We start from the raw sequence: 25,215 nt of genomic DNA on the forward strand, positions 1-25,215 counted from the left end.
GCCGCCCGGCAGCGCTCGGTCCAGGCCTCGACACGGTCGCGCCGTGCGGCCCGTGCGGCCCGTGCGGCCCGTGCGGGGTGCCGCGTGCGGCCCACGTGATGCCGCACCGCGCTGCGCGATCCCGCACACAACCGCCCCGACCCCCCGTTCGGGTGTCGGCGCCCGCCGCGATCCCTCGTACCGTCGTCCCGACCGACCGGACACCCGACAGCGCCCGACCCGACGGAGCGCTGGTCCGTGAGGAACGAAGGACTGCCATGCCTGATCTGCCCGCCGGTGCACCGACGCGCCGTCGCCAGTGGGGTGCCGAGCGCCGGACCCGTCCGCTCGACACCCTGCACGCCCGCCCCTCCGACCGGAAGCTCGTCTCCGGGCGGGTGGCGATCATCCTGACCATCGCCTTCTGGCTGGCGTACGTCGTCTACACCGTGATCCGCCAGTTCCTCGACTACGGCACCGAGAGCTTCCGGTTCACCACCGAGGCGATCTCGTACCTCGTGGTGGTCACCTTCCTCACGTTCTCGGCGCTCATGCACCTGGTCGCCCGCCAGGGCGCGATGGAGCGCTTCGCGGCCCACGTGCGGGTCCCGCGCGCCGAGCTCGACCGGCACTTCGCGACCGGCCACGACGCGCCGATGACCGTCCTCGTGCCGAGCTACGCCGAGGAGCCGGACGTCGTCGCGACCACCCTCTGGTCGGCGGCGCTCCAGGAGTACCCGTCCCTGCGGGTCGTCCTGCTGGTCGACGATGCGCCCTTCCCGACCGACCCGGAGACGCTCGACAAGCTCGAGCGCACCCGCGCGGTCGCGGGCCGCATCCAGGCGCAGCTCGAGGCGCCCTCGCGTCGGTTCCAGGAGGCGTTGTTCTCCGCCGAGGTCGAGGCGGACGCGGCACCGTTCGCCAGCACGCACGCGCTCCGGACCCTCGTCGAGCACCACCGCTGGGCCGACGCGTGGCTCCGCCGGAACGCCCGCGAGCACGAGGTCGCGGACCACGTCGACCGGTTCTTCCACGACCAGGTGCTCGTCGGGCTCGCGGACGAGTTCCGCCTGACCGCCGAGGCGCTCGAGGCCGCGATCGCCGACGCCGTCGCCCTCGGGCAGGACTTCAGCGAGGTGACCTCCGCCCGGGCACTCGAGCTGCAGCGCCGTCTCGCCTGGACCTTCACGGCCGAGCTCACGACCTTCGAGCGCAAGCGGTACGTGAACCTGTCCGACGAGGCCAACAAGGCGATGAACCTCAACGCGTACATCGGCCTGATGGGCGGGGCGTACGCGTTCGACGAGACCGCGTCCGGCACCGTCCTGCGCACCGTCGCCGACCCGGCCGCCGCCGACCTGGTGGTCCCGGCCTCGGACTACCTCCTGACGCTCGACGCCGACTCCGTCCTGCTGCGCGACTACTGCCTGCGCCTGGTCTACTTCCTCGAGCAGCCGGAGAACGCCCGGGTCGCGGTGACGCAGACCCCGTACTCGTCCTTCCGCGGTGCCGCGACGCGCATCGAACGGCTCGCGGGCGCCACCACCGACATCCAGCACATCCTGCACCAGGGGATGTCCCGCTACGACGCCACCTTCTGGGTCGGGGCGAACGCCGTGATCCGCACGCAGGCGCTCCGCGACATCGAGGAGGTCGAGACCGTCGGGGGCTTCGAGGTGAAGCGCTACGTGCAGGACCGCACCGTGATCGAGGACACCGAGTCGAGCGTCGACCTGGGCATGCACGGCTGGACGCTCGTCAACTACCCGGAGCGCCTGTCCTACAGCGCCACGCCGCCGGACTTCGGGTCGCTCGTCGTCCAGCGCCGACGCTGGGCGAACGGCGGTCTCCTCATCCTGCCGAAGTACGTCCGGCAGGTCCGCGAACGCCGGTCACGTGGCGAGCGGGTCGGTCTCGTCGAGATGGCGCTGCGCGTCAACTACATGGCGTCGATCACCTGGGCGTCGTTCGGGCTCGTCTTCCTGCTCGCGTACCCGTACGACTCGCGCCTGCTCAGCCCGATGGTGCTCCTCGCCGCGCTGCCGTACTTCTGGCTGCTGTCGAGCGACCTGGAGTACTGCGGGTACAAGCGCACCGACGTCCTCCGCATCTACGGCTTCAACCTCATCCTGACCCCGGTGAACGTGGCGGGCGTGCTCAAGAGCATCCAGCAGGCCCTGACGGCCAAGAAGATCCCGTTCGCCCGGACGCCCAAGGTGCGGGACCGCACCGCGTCGCCGGCGCTCTACGTGCTCGCGCCGTACGCGATCGTGGCGTTCTCGGTCTTCACCTTCGTCCGTGACTACGGCGCGCAGAACTGGGGGAACGCGGTCTTCGCCGCCTTCAACGCGCTCCTCGCCACGTACGCGATCATCGCCTACATCGGCGTGTGGAACTCCGTGGTCGACGTCTGGCTGTGGGCCACCCGGTGGATGTACTACGACCCCTCGGCGCGAGCGGCCCGTCGTGCCGCTCGTCACGCCGCCCGCGCGGAGCGTCGGCACGGACGTCGTCGCCACGGGGTCGGCCCGGTCCCGGAGCCGGTCACCGAGGACTGGCACGCGGTCCTCTACTTCGGCCACGGCGGCGGCAACCTGCCCGTGCGCCACGACGCCGACGTCGTCGGTGCGACCGGCGCCCGCCCGGTCGCGTCCACCCGGGCCAGCACGACCGGCCCCCAGCAGGAACGGAGCGCAGCCTGATGTCGACGACGAGACGACTCTCCCCGGTCCGGGTCACCATCGCGGTCGTGGTCGCCGCCGCCGTCGCGGTCGCCGGGTACGCCGGCTTCGACCGCTGGCACGCCGCGCAGGCGACCGAGCGGCAGCCCGCGTGGTTCGGCGCCTACACGGACGTCACCGCGACGCCGGCCTTCGCGTTCGAGGACGTCAAGTCGGCCAAGGGTCGCAACGTCATGCTGTCCTTCGTCGTCGCCGACCACGACGACGCCTGCTCGCCGACGTGGGGGTCCTACTACTCGCTGCAGGGTGCGGCGGACCAGCTCGACCTCGACCGCCGTGTCGCCCGCCTGCAGCAGCAGCACGGCGAGGTCGGGGTGTCGTTCGGCGGCCTGGCGAACGACGAGCTCGCCACCACCTGCACGAACGGGTCCGACCTGCTCGGCGCCTACCGCCAGGTCGTGGAGCGCTACGACCTGTCCACCGTCGACTTCGACGTCGAGGGCGACGACCTGACGAACCGCACCGCGGGGAGCGCCGGGCGAAGGCGGTCGCGGCGCTGCAGGAGCAGCGTCGGGCGGCCGGCCACCCGCTCGCGGTGTGGCTCACCCTGCCGGCCGCGCCCTCGGGCCTGACCGAGGACGGGACGACCGCCGTGTCGCAGTTCCTCGCTGCGGGCGTCGACCTCGCCGGCGTGAACGCCATGACGATGGACTACGGCGAGGCGAAGGGCTCCAGCCAGAGCATGTACTCGGCCTCGGTGCAGGCGCTGCAGGAGGTCCAGCGGCAGCTCGGCGTCCTGTACCAGCGCGCGGGCACACCCCTCGGCGACGGCACGCTCTGGCACAAGGTCGGCGCGACCCCGATGATCGGCCAGAACGACGTCCGCGACGAGGTCTTCTCGCTGAGCGACGCCCGGAAGCTCAACGCCTGGGCGCGTGACCGCGGGCTGGGGCGGATGTCGATGTGGTCGCTGAACCGGGACACCACCTGCGGCTCGAACTACGTCAACCTGTCGACCGTCTCGAACTCGTGCTCCGGCGTCGACCAGCACGGACTGCTGTTCGCCGACGTGCTCGGCAAGGGCTTCACCGGCGGCATCGTCGCGGCGGCGTCCGACGTCACCGAGGCCGAGCCGTCGGCGACCGAGCAGCCCACCGACGACCCGAAGACCAGCCCGTACCCGGTCTGGGACCAGGACGCCTCGTACCTCGAGGGCACGAAGGTCGTGTGGCACCACAACGTCTACGAGGCGAAGTGGTGGACCTCGGGCGACCTGCCGGACGACCCGGTGCTCAGCGCCTACGAGACGCCGTGGCAGATCATCGGGCCGGTCCTGCCCGGTGAGAAGCCGGTGCAACCGCTCACCCTGCCCGCCGGCTCCTACGCCGCGTGGTCCGGCACGGCGCAGTACGACACGGGTGCCCGCGTCCTCTTCCACGGGATCCCGTACCAGTCGAAGTGGTGGAACACCGGCGACAGCCCCGAAGCGTCGACGAGCGACCCGGACGGGTCGCCCTGGGTGCGGCTGAAGGACGCCGAGGTGCGCCGGATCCTCGACGGGATCGCCTCCGGGGAGCCGGCCCCGTCCGGGACGGCGACGGCGACGCCGGCTCCGTGAGTGGACGCACCGACGTGACCCTGTTCCGGTCTGGAGGCGCGGTGCGGATCCGCCCCGCGCCTCCCGTCCGTCAGCTGGGTCGCCTCGGTGCGTTCGCTGTGCGCGTGCTGGCGACTTCTCCCCAGCCCCGTTCGGGGCTCCCGCGAGGTCACCCGTTTCCGATACGCTGGTGCGCCAAGAGGAGGAGGTCCACGATGCCAGAACCAGTGGCCCCGCAGCCGGGCGGTCAGAAGACTCCGGAACAGCGGCTGGTCGACACCACCCTGACCTTCAGCATGGACATGGGGACGGCCCTCACGGCCGAGTCCGGTGTCTCGACGGAAGAGCGCGAGGCGATCAACGCCCTGCCCTCCGGTTCGGCGTTGCTGGTGGTCCGTCGTGGCCCGAACGTCGGCGCCCGGTTCCTCCTCGACTCGGACGTCACGACGGCCGGGCGGCACCCCGCCGCGGACATCTTCCTCGACGACGTCACGGTCTCCCGCAAGCACGCCCAGTTCCTGCGCCACGGCACGGCCTTCAGCGTCAAGGACAACGGCTCCCTGAACGGCACCTACTTCGACGGCGTCCGCATCGACGAAGCGCTGCTCACCGACGGTGCCGAGGTGCAGGTCGGCAAGTTCCGCCTGACGTTCTACGCCTCCCGGGTCGACCTGGCGCGCCTGGCGACCGCGTAGTGGCTGCGCGGTCCGCCGCAGTACGGGCCGGCGCTGCGGTACCGGACCTGCTCACGATCGGGCAGGTCATCGCCCGCTTGAAGCCCGAGTTCCCCGACCTGTCGAGCTCGAAGCTCCGCTTCCTCGAGGAACGCGAGCTCGTGACGCCGATCCGGACCGCCAGCGGCTACCGGAAGTTCTCGGCGGCCGACGTCGAGCGGCTGCGCATCGTGCTCGGGCTGCAGCGTGACCACTACCTGCCGCTCAAGGTCATCAAGGACTACCTCGCTGACCTCGACGCCGGTCGCGAGCCGGTCCTCCCTGGTGGTGGTGACGCGCCGAAGCCGTCGATCCTCGGTCGCGAGCGCCGGTACACCCGCGACGAGACGGTCCGTGCCGCGGGCGCCTCGCCGATGCTCCTGACCGATGCGGTCTCGGCGTCGCTGCTCCCCGCCGCAGACACGTACGGCGACGACGCCGTGGCCGTGCTCAAGGCCCTGGTCGAACTGCAGCGCACCGGCATCGAGCCGCGACACCTGCGCACCATGCGTGGCGTCGTCGAGCGCGAGGTCGGCTTGATCGAGTCCGCACTGATGCCGGTGTCCCGGCGGGGCGACGCGACGTCGCGTGCCAAGGCGACGGAGCTCGCGCGGGAGATCGCCGGTCAGCTCGAGGTCGTCCGATCCAACCTGGTCCGCGCGGCGATCGGTCGCCTCGACGGATGACCCGTCGTCGGTCGGCGTCCGGAGCACGGGTGACCCCTGTCGGCCGTCGGTGGTCGGGGCGTATCCTCGACACGCCGGACGCGCCGGTGCGGATGTGCCGGGCAGACCGTGCCCGAGTCGCTACCGTGGACCTCGGAACAACTCTCAACCCGTCGTTGAACCTTCTGGTGGGAGCTCGAACGTCGTGGAAGGCATGCACATGAGTGGGACTGACACCCCCGGTACCGAGTCCGAGATGACTCGGTACGACCTCGGCCTGCTCTTCACCGACGGCCTCCCCGAGCACGACGAGCAGAACGGCTACCGCGGCACCGTCGCCGCCCGTGCAGCCGGCATCTCCTACCGCCAGCTCGACTACTGGGCCCGGACCGAGCTCGTGCAGCCGACCATCCGTGGCGCTGCCGGCTCGGGCTCGCAGCGGCTCTACGGCTTCCGCGACATCCTCGTCCTCAAGCTCGTCAAGCGGCTCCTCGACACCGGCATCTCGCTGCAGCAGATCCGTACCGCCGTGAACCAGCTCCGCGAGTCGGGGGTGTCCGACCTGGCGCAGACGACGCTGATGTCCGACGGCGCGTCGGTCTACCTGTGCACCTCCGACGACGAGGTCATCGACCTGGTGTCCCGCGGCCAGGGCGTCTTCGGCATCGCCGTCGGCAAGGTCCTGCGCGAGGTCGAGAGCTCCCTGGTCGAGCTCGACGCCACCCCGGCGGCCGACCCCGACGACGAGCTCGCCGCGCGCCGCGCCTCCCGGGCGTCGTAGCCGCCCGCTCGGCCTGCTTCCTCGGGCGCCCGGCGTCCGCCGTGGTTCGGCGCCGTCGTCATCGCGCACGCACGAGCGTGCACGATCCGTCACGCTCGCGCCCTCCGACGACGGGTCGCACCCGCTCGGCGTCCGACGCGCGGCGTTTCCTGCCCGCTCGGCGCTGCCGCCGATGTGGACCGCCGGGCGCCGCGTTGCGCCGCACGCCGCTGCGCCGCACGCCGCTGCGCCGCACGCCGCTGCGCCGCGCCGACGGCGTCCGGAAGACCGCCAGCTCCGGTCGCACGACCTGCCGCCTGCGTCCGCTGAGGTCGCACGACTTGCCGCTCAGCTTGCGGTGCGACGGCATGTCGTGCGACCAGGGCGGTAGCGCGAGTGCGGGACCGCCAGCCGCTGACCGGCGATCAACTGGCGCCGTCCGACGACCGACGACTTCCGTTCGCCAGACGTCGACCTCCGAAGCCCGGATCGTCGACGCTTCCGGTCGCACGACACGCCGTCAACGTCCGCTGTGTGGTCGCATGACACGCCGCCCGCGAGCCCTGTTGTCGCACGACCTGCCGCTCAGCTTCCGACGCGACGGCATGTCGTACGACCAGGACGCGAGTGCGTGAGCGACGGTCGATCGCCGACCGTCGATCGACCGGCGCGGACCGACCGCCGACGCCCGGTTCGTCGCCAGTTCCGGTTGCACGACATGCCGCCTGCGAGCGCTGGGGTCGCACGACCTGCCGCTCAGCTTCCGACTCGACGGCATGTCGTGCGACGAGAACGAGCCGGGGCCCTGCCCCCGGCCAGGCAGGCCAGGCCGGGCCCTGCGCCAGGCAGGCCAGCCCACCCGGCAGGGCCTAGGCGGCGCCGCCCTCGGCGTAGGGGCCGATCTTGCCCGTGCGCATGATGCGCTCGAGCAGCTGGTCGAAGTTCTTCGCCATCTCCTGCGCGGACTCGCCCGGCCACACGTGCAGGGGCTTCGCCGCACCCTGCGCCTGCTGCAGCGAGGTGCGCTCGGGCAGCTGCGGCGAGAGCACGAGCGGCCCGAACATGTCCCGGAGCTCCTTGATGCGGAACTGGTGCTCGAGCGACTGCACGCGCGCCCGGTTCACGATGATGCCGAGCGGCTGCAGCCGGGGGAGAGGCCACGACGGATCTCCTCGATCGCGCGGAGGGCCCGATCGGCGGCGGCGACGGAGAACAGACCCGGCTCGGTGACGACGGTCACGCGGTCCGACGCTGCCCAGGCGGTCCGGGTGAGGGCGTTCAACGACGGCGCGCAGTCGATGAGCACGAGCTCGTAGTCCTGCTCGACGTTGGCCAGCGCCTCCTCGAGCTTCCAGATGTCCCGGATGGAGGGGTGCGGCCCGTCGAAGTTGATCGCCGAGGGGGAGCCGACGAGCACGTCGACCTTGCCCTGCGAGCCCTTCGTCCACCCGGACGGGGCGATCGCCTGGCGGACGATCTTCTCCTTCGGGTTCTCGAGGACGTCGGCGACGTTGAGGTGGCCGGAGATGTCGATGTCGAGGCCCGTGGAGACGTCGGACTGCGGGTCGAGGTCCACCACCAGCGTGCGCAGTCCCTTGGCGAACGCGGCCGAAGTCAGGCCGAGCGTCACCGTCGTCTTGCCGACACCACCCTTGAGGGAGCTCACGCTGAGTACATGCACGGTGAGCCACGTTACCGCCAGTAGGGTTGTGACACCTCAACCCGGGCTGAAAGGGACGTCGTGTCCAGCAAGATCTCGGTCGCGAACCGTGGCGAGATCGCCCTGCACGCATCCCGTGTCGCACCGTCCTCCGGTGCGGTGGTGCCCGAGGTAGCCGTCGGTGACGCCGTCGGCCGTTCCGCGATCCCGGCGTCCCAGCAGGTGGACGCCGCCGACCTCCTGGTGGTGCTGCAGTAACGTGACCGTCCGTCCCATCCGCCTGTTCGGCGACCCCGTCCTCCGTTCCCCTGCAGACCCGATCGCGCCCGGCGCGCTCGGCTCCCAGGGCGTGCGCGACCTCGTGCAGGACCTCCTCGACACCGTGCGGGAACCCGGCCGCGCCGGCGTGGCCGCTCCGCAGATCGGGGTCGGGCTGCGGGCGTTCTCGTACAACGTCGACGGCGAGGTCGGGTACGTGCTCAACCCCGAGGTCGTCGAGGTCCGTGGCGAGGTCGAACTGATGGACGAGGGCTGCCTGTCGGTCCCCGGCCTGTCCTACCCGACACCGCGTTCCCCGTACGCGAAGGTCCGCGGCGTCGACGTCGACGGGGCCGAGGTCGTGCTCGAGGGCACCGGGCTGATGGCCGAGGCGCTGCAGCACGAGGTCGACCACCTCGACGGCACGGTCTACGTGATGACCCTCGACCCCGAGGTCCGCCGCGGGGCGCTCCGCGACATCCGCGCGCAGGCCTGGTTCCACTGAGCGCGAGCGTCCGGCGGGCAGCGTCCCGGGTCCGGGGCGTGGTTGCTCGTCCGGGCTCCGGAACGCAACCGGGCGAGCCGCTCTCGGCGAACAGGGCGTGACACCCCTTCGAGGGATTGTCCGGACATCCCGACCACGAGGTACCGTGTCCGCGTCGGCTTCCCACCGACGCGCATCCCACACCCTCAGGACACCCAGCATGACCGTTCAGAACGACGAGCTCAGCTCGCACCGCACCCGCACCAACCGCCGCCCGGACCCCGCACCGACGACGTCGTCGGTCGCCGTCCTCGACGCACCGGAGGTGCAGCAGGCCCCGGAGGCCTGAGCCGGCGCACGGTCGCGTCCCGACGACGGGTCGCGCCCCGCGCGCACACGACACACGGGAGGCCCGGTGTCGGTCCGTCGGACCGGCGCCGGGCCTCCCGTCCGTCTTCCCTACGCGCGGTTCCGTCGTCGGGACGCGACCACCGGGGTGGCCGTGGTCTGGACCTTCGAGCCCGAGTAGATGTGCTCGACGTCCGCGGCGAAGTCCCGCAGGACCACCGCGCGCTTGATGGTCAGCTTGGGGGTGAGGTGCCCCGACGCCTCCGTCAGCTCCGTGTCGACGATCGTGAAGGACCGCACCGACTCGGCACGGGAGACGCGCTGGTTGGCGGTGTCCACGGCCTCCTGCACGGCGGCGTGCACGCGCTCGTCGTACGCTGCCGCGCGTGGGGTGAGCGCGGGGGAGATCCCGCGGGCCTCGCACCAGCCGGGCAGCATCTCGCGGTCGAGCGTGACGAGTGCCGCGACGAACGGTTTGCCCTCGCCGACGACCACGACCTGCCCGACCAGCGGGTGCTCGCGGATGCCGTCCTCGAGCGGCGCCGGCGCGACGTTCTTGCCGCTCGCGGTGACGATGAGCTCCTTCGCCCGACCGGTCACGGTGAGCACGCCGTCGGCGTCGAGCCGACCGAGGTCACCGGTGCGGAACCAGCCGTCGGCGAAGGCCTTGGTCGTCGCCTCGTCGTTGTGCCAGTAGCGGTCGAACACGTCGACCCCGCGGATCAGGACCTCGCCGTCGTCGGCGATGCGCACCTCCACCCCGGGCAGCGCCCGGCCCACGGTGCCGATCCGCAGCTCGTGCGCCCGGTTCACGGTCGCGGGGGCCGTCGTCTCGGTCAGCCCGTAGCCCTCGAGGATGTGGACGCCGATCGAGCGGAAGAAGTGCGAGAGGCGGGGGGAGAGCGGTGCGGACCCGCTGATCGCGTACTGCACCCGGCCGCCGATCGCGTCGCGGAGCTTCGCGTAGACGAGCTTGTCGAACAGGGCGAAGCGGAGCTTCAGGCCGAGCGGCACGCGGCCGGCGGCGACGGCCTCGGAGTGCGCGACGGCGACGTCGGCGGCGGCCCGGAAGACCTTCCCCTTGCCGCCCAGGTCGGCCTTCTGCTCCGCCGAGTTGTAGATCTTCTCGAACACCCGGGGGACGGCGAGCAGGAAGGTCGGTCGGAACGTGGAGACCGCCCGCATCAGGTCACGGGTGTCCGGCTCGTGGCCGACCAGCACGCCGGTCGAGATCGACATCACCGCGATGAACCGGGCGAACACGTGGGCCATCGGGATGAAGAGCAGCGTGGAGGACCCGTCGGCGACGACCTCGGGCATGGCCTCGGTGGCGCCCTCGACCGTGCCGGTGAAGTTGTCGTGGCGGAGGACGCAGCCCTTCGGACGCCCGGTCGTGCCCGAGGTGTAGATGATCGTCGCGTCGTCGTGGCCGTGCACGTCGGCGGTGCGGGCGTCGAGCTCGGCGTCGGTGACGGTCTCGCCGAGGCGGACCAGGTCGTCGAGGCCGCCGCCGTCGATCGTCCAGTGCTGGCCGAGGTGCGGCAGGTCCGGGGCGACCGAGGCCACCCGGCGGGCGTGCTCCTCCTGCTCGACCACGATCGCCACGGTCTCGGAGTCGGACAGGATCCAGCGGACCTGGTCGGGCGAGCTCGTCTCGTACACGGGCACGGACACGAGCCCGGCGGTCCAGACGGCGAAGTCGACCAGCGTCCACTCCATCCGGGTGCGGGACAGGATCGCGACGTGCGCGCCCGGCTCGAGCCCGGCGGCGACGAACCCCTTCGCGATGCCGCGGACGCGTGCGAGCGTGTCGGCGGCGCTGACCGTCGTCCACGTGTCGCCGTGCCGCTGGGCGAGGATCGGCCGGTCGGGCGAGCGACGGGCCCGGTCGGAGAGCAGCCGGGCGGCGGAGCCGTGGTCGGGTGCGGGGATGGGTGCGGACTGCCGCTGATCGTTCACGGTTGACTCCCTCGTCGGCCGGTTCGACACGAGGACGCCTCGACGATGAGACGTCACCGCCAGCATACGGGCGCGGGACCGCGGGACGGAGGGGGAGCGGCCGGGTTCGCAGCACCTCGTCAGCCGTCGGGCGGGCCGGGCTCGCGTCGGATCCGGTCGCCAGGGCCGAGCCGTCGACCGGCTCGGTCGTCGGACGGGCGTTCGGCGGCGGGACGCGGAGACGGTAGGCTCGACGCTCGTGCATGCCATCGGAATCGACATCGGGGGCACCAAGATCGCGGGAGCGGTCGTCTCGGAGCTCGGCGAGATCCTCGCCGAGGACCGCGTCGCCACCAACGCGGCGGACCCGGACGCCATGCTCGACGACGTCGTGACGATGGTCACGCGTCTGCGAGCCGCCCACGACGTGGGAGCGGTCGGTGTCGCGGCACCCGGGTTCATCGACGCCTCGCAGTCGATCGTCTACTACACGCCGAACATCCGGTGGCGGAACGAGCCCCTGCGACAGAAGCTCCAGGAGCGCCTCGGCGACCTGCACATCACCGTCGACAACGACGCGAACGCGGCCGGCTGGGCGGAGTTCCGCTTCGGTGCCGGGCGGCTCGTGTCCGACATGAGCATGCTCACGATCGGCACCGGGGTCGGCGGCGCGATCGTCACCGAGGACCGGCTCTTCCGCGGCGGCTTCGGCACGGGCGGCGAGATCGGCCACCTGCGGATCGTCCCGAACGGCCTGCCCTGCGGCTGCGGCGCCCGCGGCTGCATCGAGCAGTACGGCTCCGGCCGTGCCCTGCAGCGCATGGCGAACGACGTCGCCGACGCCGGCGGCATCGGTTCGGCGCTCGCGGACGCCCGCGAGCAGAACGGCGGCCAGCTCGACGGGAAGATCGTCGGCGACCTGATCCTGGCCGACGACCCGGGGGCCCTCGCGGCGCTCCGTCGCCTCGGTCGGCACCTCGGCGAGGCGTGCGCCTCGCTGTCCGCCGTCCTCGACCCGCAGCTGTTCGTCTTCGGCGGCGGGGTCGCGAGCGCGGGGGACCGGCTGCTCGAGCCGATCAAGCAGGCGTACCTGAACAACCTGCCGGCGCGCGGCTACCACCCCGAGCCCGACTTCGTGATCGCCGAGCTCGTGAACGACGCCGGTGTCGTCGGCGCCGCCGACCTCGCCCGCATCCACGCCCGCACGGCGTAGGGTCACCCCGACGGTACGCGCGTCCCGAACTGGAGTCGACGATGACCTACTGGCTGCTCAAGAACTTCCTGCTCGGCCCGCTCATCCTCACCCTCTTCCGGCCGTGGGTCGTCGGTCGTGAGCACGTGCCCGCGAAGGGGCCGGTGATCTTCGCGTCGAACCACATCTCGTTCATCGACTCGGTGATCCTGCCGGCGGTGCTCGACCGGCGGATCTCGTTCCTGGCGAAGAGCGACTACTTCACCGGCCGCGGCCTCAAGGGCTGGGCGACGAAGACGTTCTTCAACGCGATCGGACAGCTGCCGATCGACCGCTCGGGCGGCAAGGCCTCCGAGGCCTCGCTCCACACCGGGCTCCAGGTCCTGGCGCGCGGTGAGCAGCTCGGCATCTACCCCGAGGGCACCCGGAGTCCGGACGGCAAGCTCTACCGCGGCCGCACCGGCATCGCCCGGATGATCCTCGAGGGCCGGGTGACCGTCGTGCCGGTCGCGATGATCGGGACGCGCGAGGTGCAGCAGATCGGGCAGAAGTTCCCGAAGTTCAAGCGCGTCGGCGTCGTCTTCGGCAAGCCGCTCGACTTCTCGCGCTTCGAGGGGTTCGAGACCGACCGCTTCATCCTGCGCAGCGTGACCGACGAGGTCATGCACGAGCTCGCCGGGGTGAGCCGCCAGGAGTACGTCGACGTCTACGCGACGAGCGTCAAGGAGCGTGCCAGCAGTGCGCGCGAGCAGGTCATGAAGGACCGCCGGACGCCCACGGCCTGACGGACGACCGTCGCCACCGCTGCCGCGTCACGCGGGAGCGGGGCGTCCTGCCCGGACGGTAGGATCTGAGGACTCCGGCCCCGGCCGGACCGGCCTGCGCGCAGGCCATCCGCTCCCGCCCGACCCAGAACACCGAGGTACCGCCTTGATCGAGTCGACCGACGTCGTCGCCCTGCAGGATCCGGACGTGATCGAGGGCCTCGACCACTGGCGCACCCTGCCGATCAAGCAGCAGCCGACGTGGCCCGACCGTGCCGCGGCCGAGGCGGCCTCCGCCGAGATCGCGACGCTCCCGCCGCTCGTCTTCGCGGGCGAGGTCGACAAGCTCCGTGACCGGCTCGCCGCCGCGGCGCAGGGCAGGGCGTTCCTGCTGCAGGGCGGCGACTGCGCCGAGACCTTCGCCGGTGCCACCGCGGACTCGATCCGCGACCGCGTCAAGACGATCCTGCAGATGGCCGTCGTGCTGACCTACGGCGCCTCGATGCCGGTCATCAAGATGGGCCGGATGGCGGGGCAGTTCGCCAAGCCGCGGTCGAGCGACTTCGAGACGCGCGGCGACGTGACGCTGCCGGCGTACCGCGGCGACATCGTGAACGGCTACGACTTCACGCCGGAGAGCCGCCAGGCCGACCCCCGGCGCCTCGTGCAGGGCTACCACACGGCCGCCTCGACGCTGAACCTCGTCCGTGCCTTCACCCAGGGCGGGTTCGCCGACCTGCGGCAGGTGCACTCGTGGAACAAGGGCTTCGCGTCGAACCCGGCGAACGCCCGGTACGAGCACCTGGCGAAGGAGATCGACCGCGCGATCCGCTTCATGGACGCCTGCGGTGCCGACTTCGAAGCGCTCAAGCACACCGAGTTCTACGCCTCGCACGAGGGGCTGCTCATGGACTACGAGCGCCCGATGACCCGCATCGACTCGCGCTCCGGCCAGGCCTACGACACGTCCGGGCACTTCATCTGGATCGGTGAGCGGACGCGCGACATCGACGGCGCGCACGTCGACTTCCTGTCCCGCGTGCGGAACCCGATCGGTGTGAAGCTCGGCCCGACCACGAGCGTCGACGACATGAAGGCCCTGGTCGACACGCTCGACCCCGAGCGCGAGCCCGGCCGCCTGACGTTCATCACCCGCATGGGCGCCGGCAGGATCCGTGACGAACTCCCGAAGCTGCTCGAGGCCATCAAGGGCATGGACGCGAACCCGCTGTGGGTCACCGACCCGATGCACGGCAACGGGCTCACGACGCCGACCGGCTACAAGACCCGTCGCTTCGACGACGTCGTGGACGAGGTCCTCGGGTTCTTCGAGGCGCACCGGCAGGTCGGGACCTACCCGGGCGGCATGCACGTCGAGCTCACCGGCGACGACGTCACCGAGTGCCTCGGTGGCTCCGAGCAGATCGACGAGGCGACCCTGGCGACGCGGTACGAGTCGCTGTGCGACCCGCGTCTCAACCACATGCAGTCGCTCGAGCTCGCCTTCCTGGTGGCCGAGGAGCTCAGCGCCCACCCGTACCAGCGGCCGTAGCCGCGACAGCCGGGACGGACGGGAGGCGCGGGGCCAGCTGGCACCGCGCCTCCCGTCCGTCCCGGCTCGGCGTCGTGCCCGCCCTGGTCGCACGACCTGCCGCTCACGTCCCGTCGCGACGGCGCGTCGTGCGACCGGAACGACCGCCGACGGCACGTCGTGCCACCGGAACGGCCGCGCGTCCGGCTCGCCTACTGCTCGTAGGACAGCGTGATCGTGTCGCCGCGGTACACCGTGGACCCCTTGACCGGGTCCGTCGCGGTGACCGGGAGCGCCGACTTCCAGTCGTAGAAGCGGCAGAGCACGTTCGTGCAGTCGGGGACCTCCACGTCGAGCCCGAGGTTCTCGAGGGTGGAGGTCGCCTCGTCGATGGTCTTGCCGGCGACGTCCGGCAGCGTGATCGGCGTCGGGCCCTTCGAGAGCACGAGGTCGACGGCCGAGCCACGGACGGCGGGGGAGTCCTCGACGCTCGAGGAGATGACCTGGCCCTTCGGCACGTCGTCGCTGTACCGCTCCTGCTGCGCCCCGACCACCAGGCCGACCTCGTCGAGAGCCGCGGTCGCCGCGTCGAGGGTCTTGCCGGTGACGTCGGGGACCGCACCGAGCGACACGGTGAGCGTGACCGGACCGCGCTCGGCGTACTCGCCGACCGACGCCAGGTCCACGGTCTGCCCGTCGGTGCCGAGGCCCTTCGCCGCGATGACGGTGTCCTTCGGTGCGTCGGCCGAGAACTCGTACTGGTCGTCCTGCAGCTGGAAGTCGTCGTCGAGCGCCGCCGTGACGGTCGACAGGGGCTGTCCGACGATCGCGGGCAGGGCGATCATCCGTGGGCCGTCCGACACGACGATCTGCACCGGCGTGCCCTTGCGGACCTCGCGTGCAGCCGCGGGCTCCGTCGTCGACACCTGGCCCTTCGCCACCACGGCGTCGTACCGGCTGTCGGTACGGGCCGTCGGTTCGAGGCCCTGGGCCTGGAGCAGCTGCCTGGCCTGCGCCACCGACTTGCCGGTGACCTCGGGGATGCGGACGTTGCCCCACGGGCCGGGGCCGAGTGCCCACCCGATCACCCCGGCGAGCACCGCGAGCACGACGACGACCGCCAGGACGATCCACCCGCGCTTCCGGCGCTTGGCGGACTTGTCGGCCAGTCGTTGCCCGGCGGGGGAGAGCGCGCCGGGCTGGGAGCCCGTGCGGCGGGGGCCGGGTGCGCCGCGACGACCGGGCGCTGCGGGAGTGCCTCCGGTCGAGCTCGCGATGACCCGCGTGGCGTCGTCCTGTCCACCGTCGTCGCGTCGACCGGTGTCCGCCGAGGACGGCGCCGCGCTGCCGGCCGGCAGGATCGCGGTCGCGTTGTCCGGGCGGAGCACGGCGGTGCGGTACTGGCCCGTCGCGCGCTGCTGGTTGCCCGAGATGTGGTCGAGCATCTCCCGGGCGTCCCGGGGGCGGTCCTCGGGGTCGCGCGCGGTCGCCCAGGCCACCAGGTCGTCGAGTTCCGGCGGGACCCCGGGTTCCGTGGCGCTCGGCACCGGGACCGTGTCGTTCGCGTGCTGGTAGGCGATCTGCATCGGCTGGTCGCCCTTGTACGGCTGCTCGCCGGTCAGCATCTCGTAGAGCATGATGCCGAGCGCGTAGATGTCGCTGCGCGAGTCCGCTGCCCCGCGCGTGACGAGCTCGGGGGACAGGTAGGCGATCGTCCCGAGCAGTGCCGCGCCGGTCGCGGTGTTCGCGGTCGTCGCCCGCGCCAGGCCGAAGTCGCCGAGCTTGATCCGGCCGTCGTCGGCGAGCAGCACGTTCTCGGGCTTGAGGTCGCGGTGGACGATCCCGGCCTTGTGCGCCGACGCCAGACCGGCGAGCACGGCACGCAGGATGTCGGTCGCCTGCTCGGGCGTCAGGGCCCGGTGCTCCTGCAGGAGGTCCCGCAGCGTGATGCCCGGGATGTACTCCATGACGATGTACGCCGTGTCGTCCTCGGCGCCCTGGTCGTACACCCCGACCAGGTTCGGGTGGGAGAGCCGGGCGGCGGACCGGGCCTCCTGGATGAAGCGTTCCCGGAAGGCCTGGTCGTCGGCCAGGTGCCCGTGCATGATCTTGATCGCGACGCGGCGCTCGAGGCGGACGTCGGTGGCGAGGTACACCGTCGCCATGCCGCCGCGGGCGATGCGCGAGCGCACGCGGTACCGCTGGTCGATCATGCGACCGATCATCGGGTCCGTGGCGGCGTTCGTGGTCATCGGCGGCATTCTACGAAGCGCTGCCCGTGCGGCCCGACCTGACGCACCGACCGTGACCCAATCTCGATCTCGAGGATGAGTCGGCTGACCGGCCGACCACGTCTGCGCGTCAGAGCGAGGCCAGCAGCGCGCGCGCCGTCTGCTCCCACTTCGCGTACTCGTTCGGGTACGCGGAGACCTGGACGGCCTGGGCGGCATCCGTCAGGGCCATCGACGACCAGCCGCGCACGCCGAGCAGCCCGCGGGTCTTGCCGGGGTTGCCGACGTAGAACAGCTCGGCGGCGGTGGCCGGGTCCTGCAGTGCGGCCTTCGTGCCCCAGCCCTGGCTCGGTCGCTGCTGGAACAGGCCGACGGAGTCGCGGTCGCCGTGTGACAGGTTGCGCAGGCTCGACTCCTGCAGCGCGGCCGCCAGGGCGATGACGATGCCGCGGTCGGGGACACCGAGGGTGCGCCCGACGCTGACGATGGTCGCCGCGTTGCGCCGCTGCTCGCCGGTCAGCTCGACGCCGTTGACGCTGCCGACCGCGGTCGTCACGGCGCCGCCGGTCGGGGTCGTCGTCGGCTTCGAGGTCGCGGCCGGCAGCACCAGGGTCTTCCCGGCGTAGATCGTGCTCGTGTAGCTGAGGCCGTTCGCGGCGAGGAGGGCCTTCACCGACACCCCGTGCTTCGCGGCGATGGCGCCGATCGTGTCACCGGTCGCGATCTTCACGCTCGTCGCAGCAGCGGGAGCCGGTGCCGGAGCTGAGGTGGCCGGTGCGGACGTTGCCGGTGCGGCCGCGGCGGGCGTCGACCCGGCGCGCGGGATCGTCAGCGTCTGACCGGGGTAGATCAGCGCGCGCTGCGAGAGGTTGTTGGCCGCGAGGACCGCCGACGTCGACACGCCGTTGCGCGCCGCGATGCTCGACACGGTGTCGCCGGACTTCACGTGGTAGCTGCCGCTCGTGCCTGACGATGCGGGGGCCGCGGCGGGGGCGGCGGGCGCGGACGCCAGGTGGAGGGTCTGGCCGGGGTGGATGATCGTGTTCCAGCCGAGGCCGTTGCGCACCAGGACCTCCTGCGCGGAGAGCCCGAACCGCGCGGCGATCCCGGAGACGGTGTCGCCCTGGCGCACCGTGTAGGTGGTCGGGGCCTTCGACACGCTGGCCACCGTGGTGACGGTGGTGGTCGAGGGGCGGGCGACGGCGGTGCCGAACACCGGTCGGTCGCCGACGTTGCGGTCCTCGTCGACGTGCCGCTTCTTCGCGGCGTCGTCGTCGTGTCGGGGTTCGGCGTGCGCCACCGGGCCGGTGAGGCCTGCGGTGACGGCGATCGTGCCGGCGAGGACGATCGGCATGGTGGCGAACCGGGCGGATCGAGCGCGCCGGGCGGCGTCGTCTGCGGCGTTGTCCACGGGTTGTCTCCTGTCCTGGGTGAGCCGTGCGCGCGGGCGCGCACTCACAGGTGGCTCCACGCTGACATGGCGTGATTCCCAAGTCAACCAGAGAGTCGCGTGTTGCGCGTGTGACTCGTGTGACGAACGGGGCGGCGTCGACAGTGACCGCCGCTCTGGCAACATGGGGCGCGTGAGTGATGGACCCACCGACGACACGACCCTCTCCGAGCGCTGGCTGACGGTGCCCGACCTCGTGGACCTGCTCGGGGTCACCCCCGGTCGCATCCACCGACTGTTCGAGCAGAAGACGCTCCTGCCGGCCCGCGTGGACGGCGTGCTGCGGGTGCCGAGCGAGTTCCTCGACGACGCCGAGCCGCTGCCGGAGCTGCGCGGCACGCTGATCGTCCTCGGCGACAACGGGTTCTCCGACGACGAGGCCGTCCGGTGGATGCTCTCCGAGGAGCCGGCGCTCGGCACCTCGCCGATCGCCGCACTGCGCGCCGGCCGCAAGGCCGAGGTGCGCCGCGTCGCGCAGTCCCTGCTCTAGCGACTCCCTGCCTGGCGACACCGGGCCGACCGACGGTCCGCACGACGCTGGTCGCGCGACCGACACAGCGGACACCGGACGGGAGGCCCGTGGCGGCGTCGCCACGGGCCTCCCGTCCGGTGGGGTGCGCGGCTACGCGACGCGGCGGCTCACCGTGTCGGCCAGTGCGAGCAGCTGGTTGCGGGCCGACGGGCTGAGCGGGGTGGCCTCGAGCGCTGCCTTGGCGCGCTGCACGTGCCGGTCGATCGAGCGCTCCACCGCGGCGACCGCACCGGACTCGGTGAGGGTCGCGCGGAGCATCTGCACCTGCTCCTCGGTGAGGTCCGGGTCGCCGAGGAGTTCGTCGAGCAGCTGGCGGGGCCCTGCCGGCAGCGACTTGCGTGCGGAGGCGATGAGGACGGTGCGCTTGCCCTCGCGGAGGTCGTCACCGGCGGGCTTGCCGGTCACCTCCGGGTCGCCGAAGACGCCGAGCACGTCGTCGCGCAGCTGGTAGGCGACCCCGAGGGGCAGGCCGAACGAGCGGAGACCCTCGAGCTGCGCCTCCGATGCGCCGGCGACCAGGGCCCCGATGACGAGCGGAGCCTCGATCGAGTACTTCGCCGACTTGAAGACGATGACGCGCTGCGCACGCACGAGGTGCTCGGACTCGTCGATCGACGGCCAGGCGGTCTCCTCGTGCACGTCGAGGTACTGCCCCGCGGTCACGTCGAGCCGCATCGTGTGGAACTCCTGGCGGACGATCCGTGCCCGCGCGGGGTCGAGCAGCGCGAGTCCCTCGTCGAAGACCGCATCGCTCAGCGAGAGCAGCACGTCGCCGAGCAGCAGCGCGGAGTTCGTGCCGTACAGGCCGCGGTCGCCGACCCAGCCGGACTCCTCGTGCAGGGACTCGAAGCGCCGGTGTGCGGCGGGGCGCCCGCGGCGGGTGTCCGACCGGTCCATGATGTCGTCGTGCACCAGCGCCGCGGCGTGGAAGATCTCGAGCGCCGCGGCCACCGTGACGATCGCCTCGGCCGTGGTCTGGCGGGAGCCCTCGGCCAGGGGGTCGAACGAGCCGGAACGGCCGGCGACGGACTGCCACCCCCAGTAGCAGAACAGCGCCCGGAAGCGCTTGCCGCCGGACAGCAGGTCCCGGGCGTACCGGTCGAACGGCGCGAGGTCGGGGCTGATCGCGAGGAGCCGGTCACGCTGCTCGTCGAGGGCCCGACCGACCCGTGCCGAAACGAGGTCCACTAATCGCGTACTCTCAGCCACGACTCCTACCCTAGTGGAGCGGCTGAGACGTAGGATCGGTCCACTTCAGCGATGCCACAACCCGGCGGCAACGCGGCACACCAGCGGTCACCCAGACAGCATCCCCAGGAACAAGAGGGAAACGAGATGCCACTCTCGGAGCAAGAGCAGCGACTCCTCGAGGAGATGGAGCGGAGCCTCTACCAGAACGACTCCGACTTCGTGGCGCGGGTCACGCGCCGCCAGGGTCGCGCGAGTTACACGTCGATCACGCTCGGGGTCCTGGCCGCACTCGCGGGGATCGCGATCGTCATCGTCGCGCTCGTCGTCAAGCAGCCGTGGCTCGGACTGCCGGGCTTCGTCGTGATGCTCGCCGGCGTGCTCTACGCGCTGCGCCCGGGCATGCGCATGCCGAAGTCCGGGGCGAAGGCGCCGAAGGCCGGCAAGGCGTCGGCCGGCCGCTCGCCGCGCTCGTCCTCCGGTGGATCGTTCATGGACCGCATGAACGAGCGCTGGGACAAGCGCAACGACCCCGGGCAGCAGTAGCCGCCCGCTCGATCCTCCACACGCCTCCACGGGGCCGGTCCTTCGGGACCGGCCCCGTTCTCGTGTCCGGGGTCCGTCACGTGTTGCTGTGGCGGAGCGCAGTGCACGTGCCTGGCGGAGCCGGGCGTACTCGGCGGAACCGGGCGTGCCTCGCGGTACCGGGCGTACCTGACGGAACCGGGCGTACCCCGCGGAACCGGGCGTACCTGGCGGAATCGGGCGTACCTGGTCGGACGGAACCACCTGGTTCGCCCGTTTCCGCCTTCCATTGCGGGCGTTGTGGGAAGGAACGGGCGCGACGGCGGCCGGCGCGAGTGCGATCGGACGGGAGGCGCGGGGCGGGCAGGCGCCGTGCCTCCCGTCCGGCGCGCCCCCGCTGGCTCCCGAGGCTGCGAAAGTCCTCCACTTCCCTCCACCACCTCCATCGCGTTCCAGATTCCCGTCGTTCCGCGGATCAGCCAGGTCGCCGACGCGCTCCAGACCCCTCCTGGATGCCCCAGTCCGGGGGATCCGGGGGAATTCGGGAGTGCCGACCGTTCCGCGGGGAGCGAAGTGGAGTAAAGTGGGGGTCACGACGGTCCGGTGGAGCGGAGGGGAGGCCCCGACGTGCTGCTCGGTACCCATGCCCCGAAGCTCGACGAGAAGGGTCGCGTGATCCTCCCCGCCAAGTTCCGGGACGAACTGTCCGGGGGACTCGTGATGACCCGCGGGCAGGAGCGCTGCGTCGTGGTCTTCAGCGCGGACACGTTCGAGCAACTGCACGAACGGATCCGGACGGCCCCGATGACGTCGAAGCGCACCCGGGACTACATGCGCCTGTTCCTCTCCGGAGCGAGCGCGGAGACCCCGGACAAGCAGAACCGCGTGACGATCCCGCAGAACCTCCGTGAGTACGCGGGGCTCGAGCGGGACCTCACGGTCATCGGCAGCGGTGACCGTGCCGAGATCTGGTCGACCCCCGCGTGGGAGGCCTACTACGCCGAGGTCGAAGAGGGGCTTCGCCGACAACGACGAGGAGGTGATCCCGGGGATCTTCTGATCCGCGGATCGGGACTCCCAGCCGTGGTGCCCTGACACACCTTCCCCGGTGTCAGGTCGCATGGATGGGGATCCGGATGCGTGGCCCGGAGGACCAGAGGGGCTGCACATGGCCGAAGACCAGCCGAAGTTCCCGCACACGCCGGTGATGCTCCAGCGCATCGTCAACCTGTTCGAGCCCGCGCTCGACGGACCGGGCAAGGTCGTCGTCGACGCCACCCTCGGCATGGGCGGGCACTCGGAGGCGCTGCTCGAGCGCTTCCCCGAGCTCACGCTCATCGGGCTCGACCGCGACACCGACGCCCTCGGCATCGCGGGGGAGCGGCTCGCGCGCTTCGGCGACCGCGTGCGGCTCGTCCACACCGTGTACGACGGGATCGTCGAGGCGGTCGAGGGCGAGGGGTTCGACGCGGTCGACGGCGTGCTGTTCGACCTCGGCGTCAGCTCCCTGCAGCTCGACCGTGCGGAGCGCGGCTTCGCCTACAGCCAGGACGCCCCGCTCGACATGCGGATGGACCGGACCGAGGGGCAGACCGCCGCCGACGTCCTCGCGACCTACGACGAGGGCGAGCTGCGCCGGATCTTCCAGCGCTACGGCGAGGAGAAGCTCGCCGGGCGCTACGCCCGCGCCATCGTCGAGCGCCGCGCCGAGCGCCCGTTCGCGATGTCCGGGGACCTGGTGCAGGTCCTGCACGACGCCACCCCCGTCGCCGTGCAGCGGCAGGGGCACCCGGCGAAGCGCGTCTTCCAGGCGCTCCGCATCGAGGTGAACGCCGAACTCGCCGTGCTCGAGCGGGCGATCCCGGCCGCGCTCGACACGATCGCCGTCGGCGGCCGCATCGTCGTCGAGTCGTACCAGTCGCTCGAGGACCGCCTCGTGAAGCGGGCCCTCGTCGAGCGCACCACCTCGAGCGCCCCGGCCGGCCTGCCGGTCGAGCTGCCGGAGCACGCTCCCACCTACTCCCTCGTCGTCAAGGGCGCGGAACTGGCCGACGAGGCCGAACGCGCCGCCAACCCCCGAGCCATCCCCGTGCGCCTGCGCGCGGCCGAGCGGATCCGGAAGTGACATGAGCACGAACCTCGCACTCGTCGACCCCGTCGACGCACCGTCGCGTGCCCCGCAGTCGCCCCGCCGGGCGCGCCCCGAGCTCGTCGAGGTCGCCCCGTCGAAGGCGCAGCGTCGGGCCCGGCCGAAGGTCGCCTACGCCGTGGTCGGGGTCGTCGCGCTCGGCGTGCTCCTCCTCGCGCAGCTCGGCATCAGCATGGTGCTCAGCCAGGGGGCGTACACGCTCGACTCCCTCGGGGCCGAGCAGACGAAGCTCTCCCGGACGCAGCAGTCGCTGTCCGAGGAGCTCCGGGTGCTCGACTCGCCGCAGAACCTGGCGCGCAACGCCAAGGCGCTCGGGATGATCGCGAACTCGACGCCGGTCTACCTCGACCCGAAGACCGGCCACGTCTACGGCACGCCGACCCCGGCGGCCCCGGACGAGGCGACCGCGAGTGGCGACAACCAGGTCCCCAACGCCCTGCTCGACCCGGTCCCGCTCGCCGCGGGGCCCGACGCCAGCGCCGGGAAGGCCGGCGCGACCGACGGCGGCACGTCCGCGGGCGGCGCCGGCTCGACCGCGGCCACGGGCAGCACGAGCACGACCGACGGCAGCGCGACGGCCGACGGCACGTCCGGCACCGGGGGCAGCACGAGCACCGCCGCCGGTGGCTCCTCGGCCACCGACGCTGAGAAGAGCGCAGGCGCCAGCGAGTCGGGCCGGACGGGCTCGACCACCGACGTAGAGTCCGACGCGAACCCGCTCCAGGCACCCACCACCCGGTGACCTGCGGGCGGGATCGGACTGCCGCACCACCCGGGAAGGACCGCACCGCGTGACGAAGACGATCCGCAACCCTCGACTGCGCTACAGCGTGGTGATCATCGCCGTGATCGCCCTCGTCGCGGTCTTCGTGATCCGCCTGGTCGACATCCAGGTGGTCGAGGCAGCGTCCCTGAACGAGGCCTCGAAGGCGAAGCGCAGCATCCCGGTGACCATCTACGGCAACCGCGGAGCGATCGTCGACCGCAACGGCACCGAGCTCGCCGAGAGCGTGAACCGCTACAACATCGTCACGTCGCCGCGGCTGGTGGCGGCCTTCGACGGCAAGCTCGGCGGCGAACGCACGAAGAAGGTCTCGGTCGACGACGCCCTGCAGGCGCTGGCGAAGGCGTCCGGCGGCGACGCGCAGGCGATGCGGAAGGCGATCCAGGCCGACCCGAAGTCCGACTTCGCCTACCTGGTCAAGGGCCTCGACGTGAAGCACTACGAGGCCGTCGTCGCCCTCGGCATCCCGTGGGTCTACAAGGAGCAGCAGTCGGCGCGCGTCTACCCGATGGGCGCGACCGGCGGTGCGCTGACCGGCTTCATGGGCACGGACGGGGCCCAGGCCGGCCTCGAGTACTCGTACAACCAGTGCCTGGCGGGCAAGAACGGCTCGGAGACCTACGAGCGCGGCGAGGACGGCGTGCAGCTCCCCGGGAGCACCCGGACGACGGAGCAGGCCAAGGACGGCGGCACGCTCGAGACGACCATCGACAGCGACCTGCAGTACATGGCGCAGCAGACGATCGCCTCGGCCGCCCAGTCGCTGCAGGCGGAGTCGGCGACCGCGACGGTCGTCGACGTCAAGACCGGTGAGCTCCTCGCCGTCGCGGACTGGCCCACGGTCGACCCGAACGACGTCGATGCGACCACGGACAAGGGCGCGTACGGCTCCCGGGCGCTGACCTCGACCTACGAGCCCGGCTCGACCATCAAGGCCGCGATCGCCGCTGCGCTCATCGACCAGGGCAAGTCGAGCCCGACCGACCGTGCGGTCGTGCCGTACTCGCGGTCCTTCCCGTGGGGCGGCAAGATCCAGGACTCCGAGTTCCACCCGACCGAGAACCTGACGCTGACCGGCATCCTGCAGAACTCGTCGAACGTCGGCATCACGGAGCTCGGCGAGCGGCTCTCGCAGCAACAGCGGTACGACTACATGAAGAAGTTCGGCCTGTTCGAGCCCGAGTCGGCGATCCAGTACCCGGGGCAACCCGCCATGCAGTACGGCGCATCGCCCGACTGGAGCAGCCAGACGAACATCAACTCGATGTTCGGGCAGGGCATCTCGACGACCGCGATCCAGGTCGCCAGCGTGTTCCAGACCCTGGCGAACCAGGGTGTCCGGATCCCGCTCCACATGGTGAAGGGCTGCAAGACCGCCGACGGCGGGATGATCGACGCGCCCGACGTGCAGGGCACGCGCGTCGTGTCCGCCGCGGCGGCCGACCAGACCGTGAAGATGCTGCAGAGCGTGGTCACCGGCGGCACCCTGGTCGGGATGAAGCCGATCTCCGGCTACAACATCGCGGCGAAGACCGGTACCGCCGAGGTCGCCGAGGGCAGCAAGGGCTACGGCGGCCAGCGGATCACCTCCGTGGCCGGAATGGCACCCGCCGAGGACCCCCAGTATGTTGTCACGGTGACGTTCACGAAGCCGCAGACCAACAAGTGGTCCAGCGGAGCGGCTCCGGCGTTCCGCACACTCATGTCCCAGGTGCTCGAGAAGTACCGAGTAGCCCCCTCCACGGCCGAGGCGCAGCTGTACCCGTCCACGTGGTGAGGAAGAAGG

The 25,215-nt window shown here is 71.7% G+C and carries 21 protein-coding genes and 2 pseudogenes; 18 read left to right on the forward strand and 5 right to left on the reverse strand.

Features of this window, described 5'->3' with window-relative positions; genetic code table 11:
- Positions 1-257 precede the first annotated feature (257 nt).
- The 6 genes from LCG91_RS06230 (at position 258) to LCG91_RS06255 (ending at position 6,416) form a co-directional block, all read left to right on the forward strand.
- Positions 258-2,681, forward strand: coding sequence for a glycosyltransferase family 2 protein (locus tag LCG91_RS06230; RefSeq protein ID WP_224442851.1), 2,424 nt, complete (start codon positions 258-260; stop codon positions 2,679-2,681).
- Positions 2,681-3,292, forward strand: coding sequence for a hypothetical protein (locus LCG91_RS06235; RefSeq protein WP_224442852.1), 612 nt, complete (start codon positions 2,681-2,683; stop codon positions 3,290-3,292). The genes LCG91_RS06230 and LCG91_RS06235 overlap by 1 nt, the downstream gene beginning before the upstream one ends.
- A complete protein-coding gene (locus LCG91_RS06240) occupies positions 3,256-4,278 on the forward strand; it encodes a hypothetical protein (RefSeq protein ID WP_224442853.1) in 1,023 nt (340 codons plus the stop codon). The genes LCG91_RS06235 and LCG91_RS06240 overlap by 37 nt, the downstream gene beginning before the upstream one ends.
- 194 nt (positions 4,279-4,472) lie before the next feature.
- Positions 4,473-4,952, forward strand: coding sequence for an FHA domain-containing protein (locus LCG91_RS06245; protein ID WP_058729209.1), 480 nt, complete (start codon positions 4,473-4,475; stop codon positions 4,950-4,952).
- Entirely contained in the window at positions 4,952-5,656 is a 705-nt protein-coding gene (locus tag LCG91_RS06250) for a MerR family transcriptional regulator (protein ID WP_224442854.1), read from the forward strand. The genes LCG91_RS06245 and LCG91_RS06250 overlap by 1 nt, the downstream gene beginning before the upstream one ends.
- Positions 5,657-5,855: 199 nt before the next feature.
- Entirely contained in the window at positions 5,856-6,416 is a 561-nt protein-coding gene (locus tag LCG91_RS06255; RefSeq protein ID WP_058729221.1) for a MerR family transcriptional regulator, read from the forward strand.
- A gap of 848 nt (positions 6,417-7,264) precedes the next feature.
- Here LCG91_RS06255 and LCG91_RS06260 read toward each other — a convergent pair.
- Positions 7,265-8,076: pseudogene (locus LCG91_RS06260) on the reverse strand (ParA family protein).
- A gap of 60 nt (positions 8,077-8,136) precedes the next feature.
- On the opposite strand from LCG91_RS06260, the gene LCG91_RS06265 reads away from it, so the two are divergent.
- From LCG91_RS06265 to LCG91_RS16415, 3 genes are all read left to right on the forward strand, one after another.
- Complete coding sequence (locus tag LCG91_RS06265) at positions 8,137-8,313, forward strand: hypothetical protein (protein ID WP_161968441.1); 177 nt, start codon at positions 8,137-8,139, stop codon at positions 8,311-8,313.
- 1 nt (position 8,314) lies between these two features.
- The gene (locus LCG91_RS06270; RefSeq protein ID WP_058729212.1) at positions 8,315-8,818 is read left to right on the forward strand and encodes a peptide deformylase; all 504 of its coding nucleotides are present in this window, start codon (positions 8,315-8,317) and stop codon (positions 8,816-8,818) included.
- A gap of 199 nt (positions 8,819-9,017) precedes the next feature.
- A complete protein-coding gene (locus tag LCG91_RS16415) occupies positions 9,018-9,146 on the forward strand; it encodes a hypothetical protein (protein ID WP_263480178.1) in 129 nt (42 codons plus the stop codon).
- A 110-nt stretch (positions 9,147-9,256) separates the two neighbouring features.
- Here LCG91_RS16415 and LCG91_RS06275 read toward each other — a convergent pair whose 3' ends face one another.
- Positions 9,257-11,104 (reverse strand): AMP-dependent synthetase/ligase, encoded by a 1,848-nt coding sequence (locus LCG91_RS06275; RefSeq protein ID WP_224442855.1) that lies wholly within the window; start codon positions 11,102-11,104, stop codon positions 9,257-9,259.
- Between the two features lie 238 nt (positions 11,105-11,342).
- Here LCG91_RS06275 and LCG91_RS06280 point away from each other — a divergent pair, with 238 nt between their 5' ends.
- The 3 genes from LCG91_RS06280 to LCG91_RS06290 all read left to right on the forward strand — a co-directional run bounded on the left by LCG91_RS06280 (position 11,343) and on the right by LCG91_RS06290 (position 14,591).
- A complete protein-coding gene (locus LCG91_RS06280) occupies positions 11,343-12,296 on the forward strand; it encodes an ROK family glucokinase (RefSeq protein WP_224442856.1) in 954 nt (317 codons plus the stop codon).
- A 41-nt stretch (positions 12,297-12,337) separates the two neighbouring features.
- Entirely contained in the window at positions 12,338-13,060 is a 723-nt protein-coding gene (locus LCG91_RS06285; protein WP_058729215.1) for a lysophospholipid acyltransferase family protein, read from the forward strand.
- Positions 13,061-13,247: 187 nt separating this feature from the next.
- A complete protein-coding gene (locus LCG91_RS06290; RefSeq protein WP_224443104.1) occupies positions 13,248-14,591 on the forward strand; it encodes a class II 3-deoxy-7-phosphoheptulonate synthase in 1,344 nt (447 codons plus the stop codon).
- Between the two features lie 191 nt (positions 14,592-14,782).
- On the opposite strand, the gene pknB is transcribed toward LCG91_RS06290, so the two are convergent.
- Complete coding sequence (pknB, locus tag LCG91_RS06295; RefSeq protein ID WP_224442857.1) at positions 14,783-16,822, reverse strand: Stk1 family PASTA domain-containing Ser/Thr kinase; 2,040 nt, start codon at positions 16,820-16,822, stop codon at positions 14,783-14,785.
- Positions 16,823-16,931: 109 nt separating this feature from the next.
- Positions 16,932-18,212, reverse strand: a complete 1,281-nt coding sequence (locus tag LCG91_RS06300; RefSeq protein ID WP_224442858.1) for a LysM peptidoglycan-binding domain-containing protein — start codon at positions 18,210-18,212, stop codon at positions 16,932-16,934.
- Positions 18,213-18,375: 163 nt separating this feature from the next.
- Here LCG91_RS06300 and LCG91_RS06305 point away from each other — a divergent pair, with 163 nt between their 5' ends.
- On the forward strand, positions 18,376-18,741 hold the full coding sequence (locus LCG91_RS06305; protein ID WP_224442859.1) for an Rv2175c family DNA-binding protein: 366 nt from the start codon (positions 18,376-18,378) through the stop codon (positions 18,739-18,741).
- 132 nt (positions 18,742-18,873) lie between these two features.
- Here LCG91_RS06305 and LCG91_RS06310 read toward each other — a convergent pair whose 3' ends face one another.
- Positions 18,874-19,992 (reverse strand): polyprenyl synthetase family protein, encoded by a 1,119-nt coding sequence (locus tag LCG91_RS06310; protein WP_058750353.1) that lies wholly within the window; start codon positions 19,990-19,992, stop codon positions 18,874-18,876.
- A 126-nt stretch (positions 19,993-20,118) separates the two neighbouring features.
- Here LCG91_RS06310 and LCG91_RS06315 point away from each other — a divergent pair, with 126 nt between their 5' ends.
- The 5 genes and pseudogenes from LCG91_RS06315 (at position 20,119) to LCG91_RS06335 (ending at position 25,206) form a co-directional block, all read left to right on the forward strand.
- Entirely contained in the window at positions 20,119-20,517 is a 399-nt protein-coding gene (locus LCG91_RS06315) for a DUF3040 domain-containing protein (RefSeq protein ID WP_058730171.1), read from the forward strand.
- Between the two features lie 606 nt (positions 20,518-21,123).
- Positions 21,124-21,556: pseudogene (gene mraZ / locus LCG91_RS06320) on the forward strand (division/cell wall cluster transcriptional repressor MraZ).
- A 108-nt stretch (positions 21,557-21,664) separates the two neighbouring features.
- Positions 21,665-22,621, forward strand: coding sequence for a 16S rRNA (cytosine(1402)-N(4))-methyltransferase RsmH (gene rsmH / locus LCG91_RS06325; RefSeq protein ID WP_224442860.1), 957 nt, complete (start codon positions 21,665-21,667; stop codon positions 22,619-22,621).
- Position 22,622: 1 nt separating this feature from the next.
- Positions 22,623-23,387, forward strand: a complete 765-nt coding sequence (locus tag LCG91_RS06330; RefSeq protein ID WP_224442861.1) for a hypothetical protein — start codon at positions 22,623-22,625, stop codon at positions 23,385-23,387.
- Between the two features lie 49 nt (positions 23,388-23,436).
- On the forward strand, positions 23,437-25,206 hold the full coding sequence (locus LCG91_RS06335) for a peptidoglycan D,D-transpeptidase FtsI family protein (RefSeq protein WP_224442862.1): 1,770 nt from the start codon (positions 23,437-23,439) through the stop codon (positions 25,204-25,206).
- The last annotated feature ends 9 nt before the right edge of the window (positions 25,207-25,215 follow it).

The sequence above is a fragment of the Curtobacterium sp. TXMA1 genome (assembly GCF_020162095.1).
In the GTDB taxonomy this organism is placed as follows: Bacteria; Actinomycetota; Actinomycetes; order Actinomycetales; family Microbacteriaceae; genus Curtobacterium.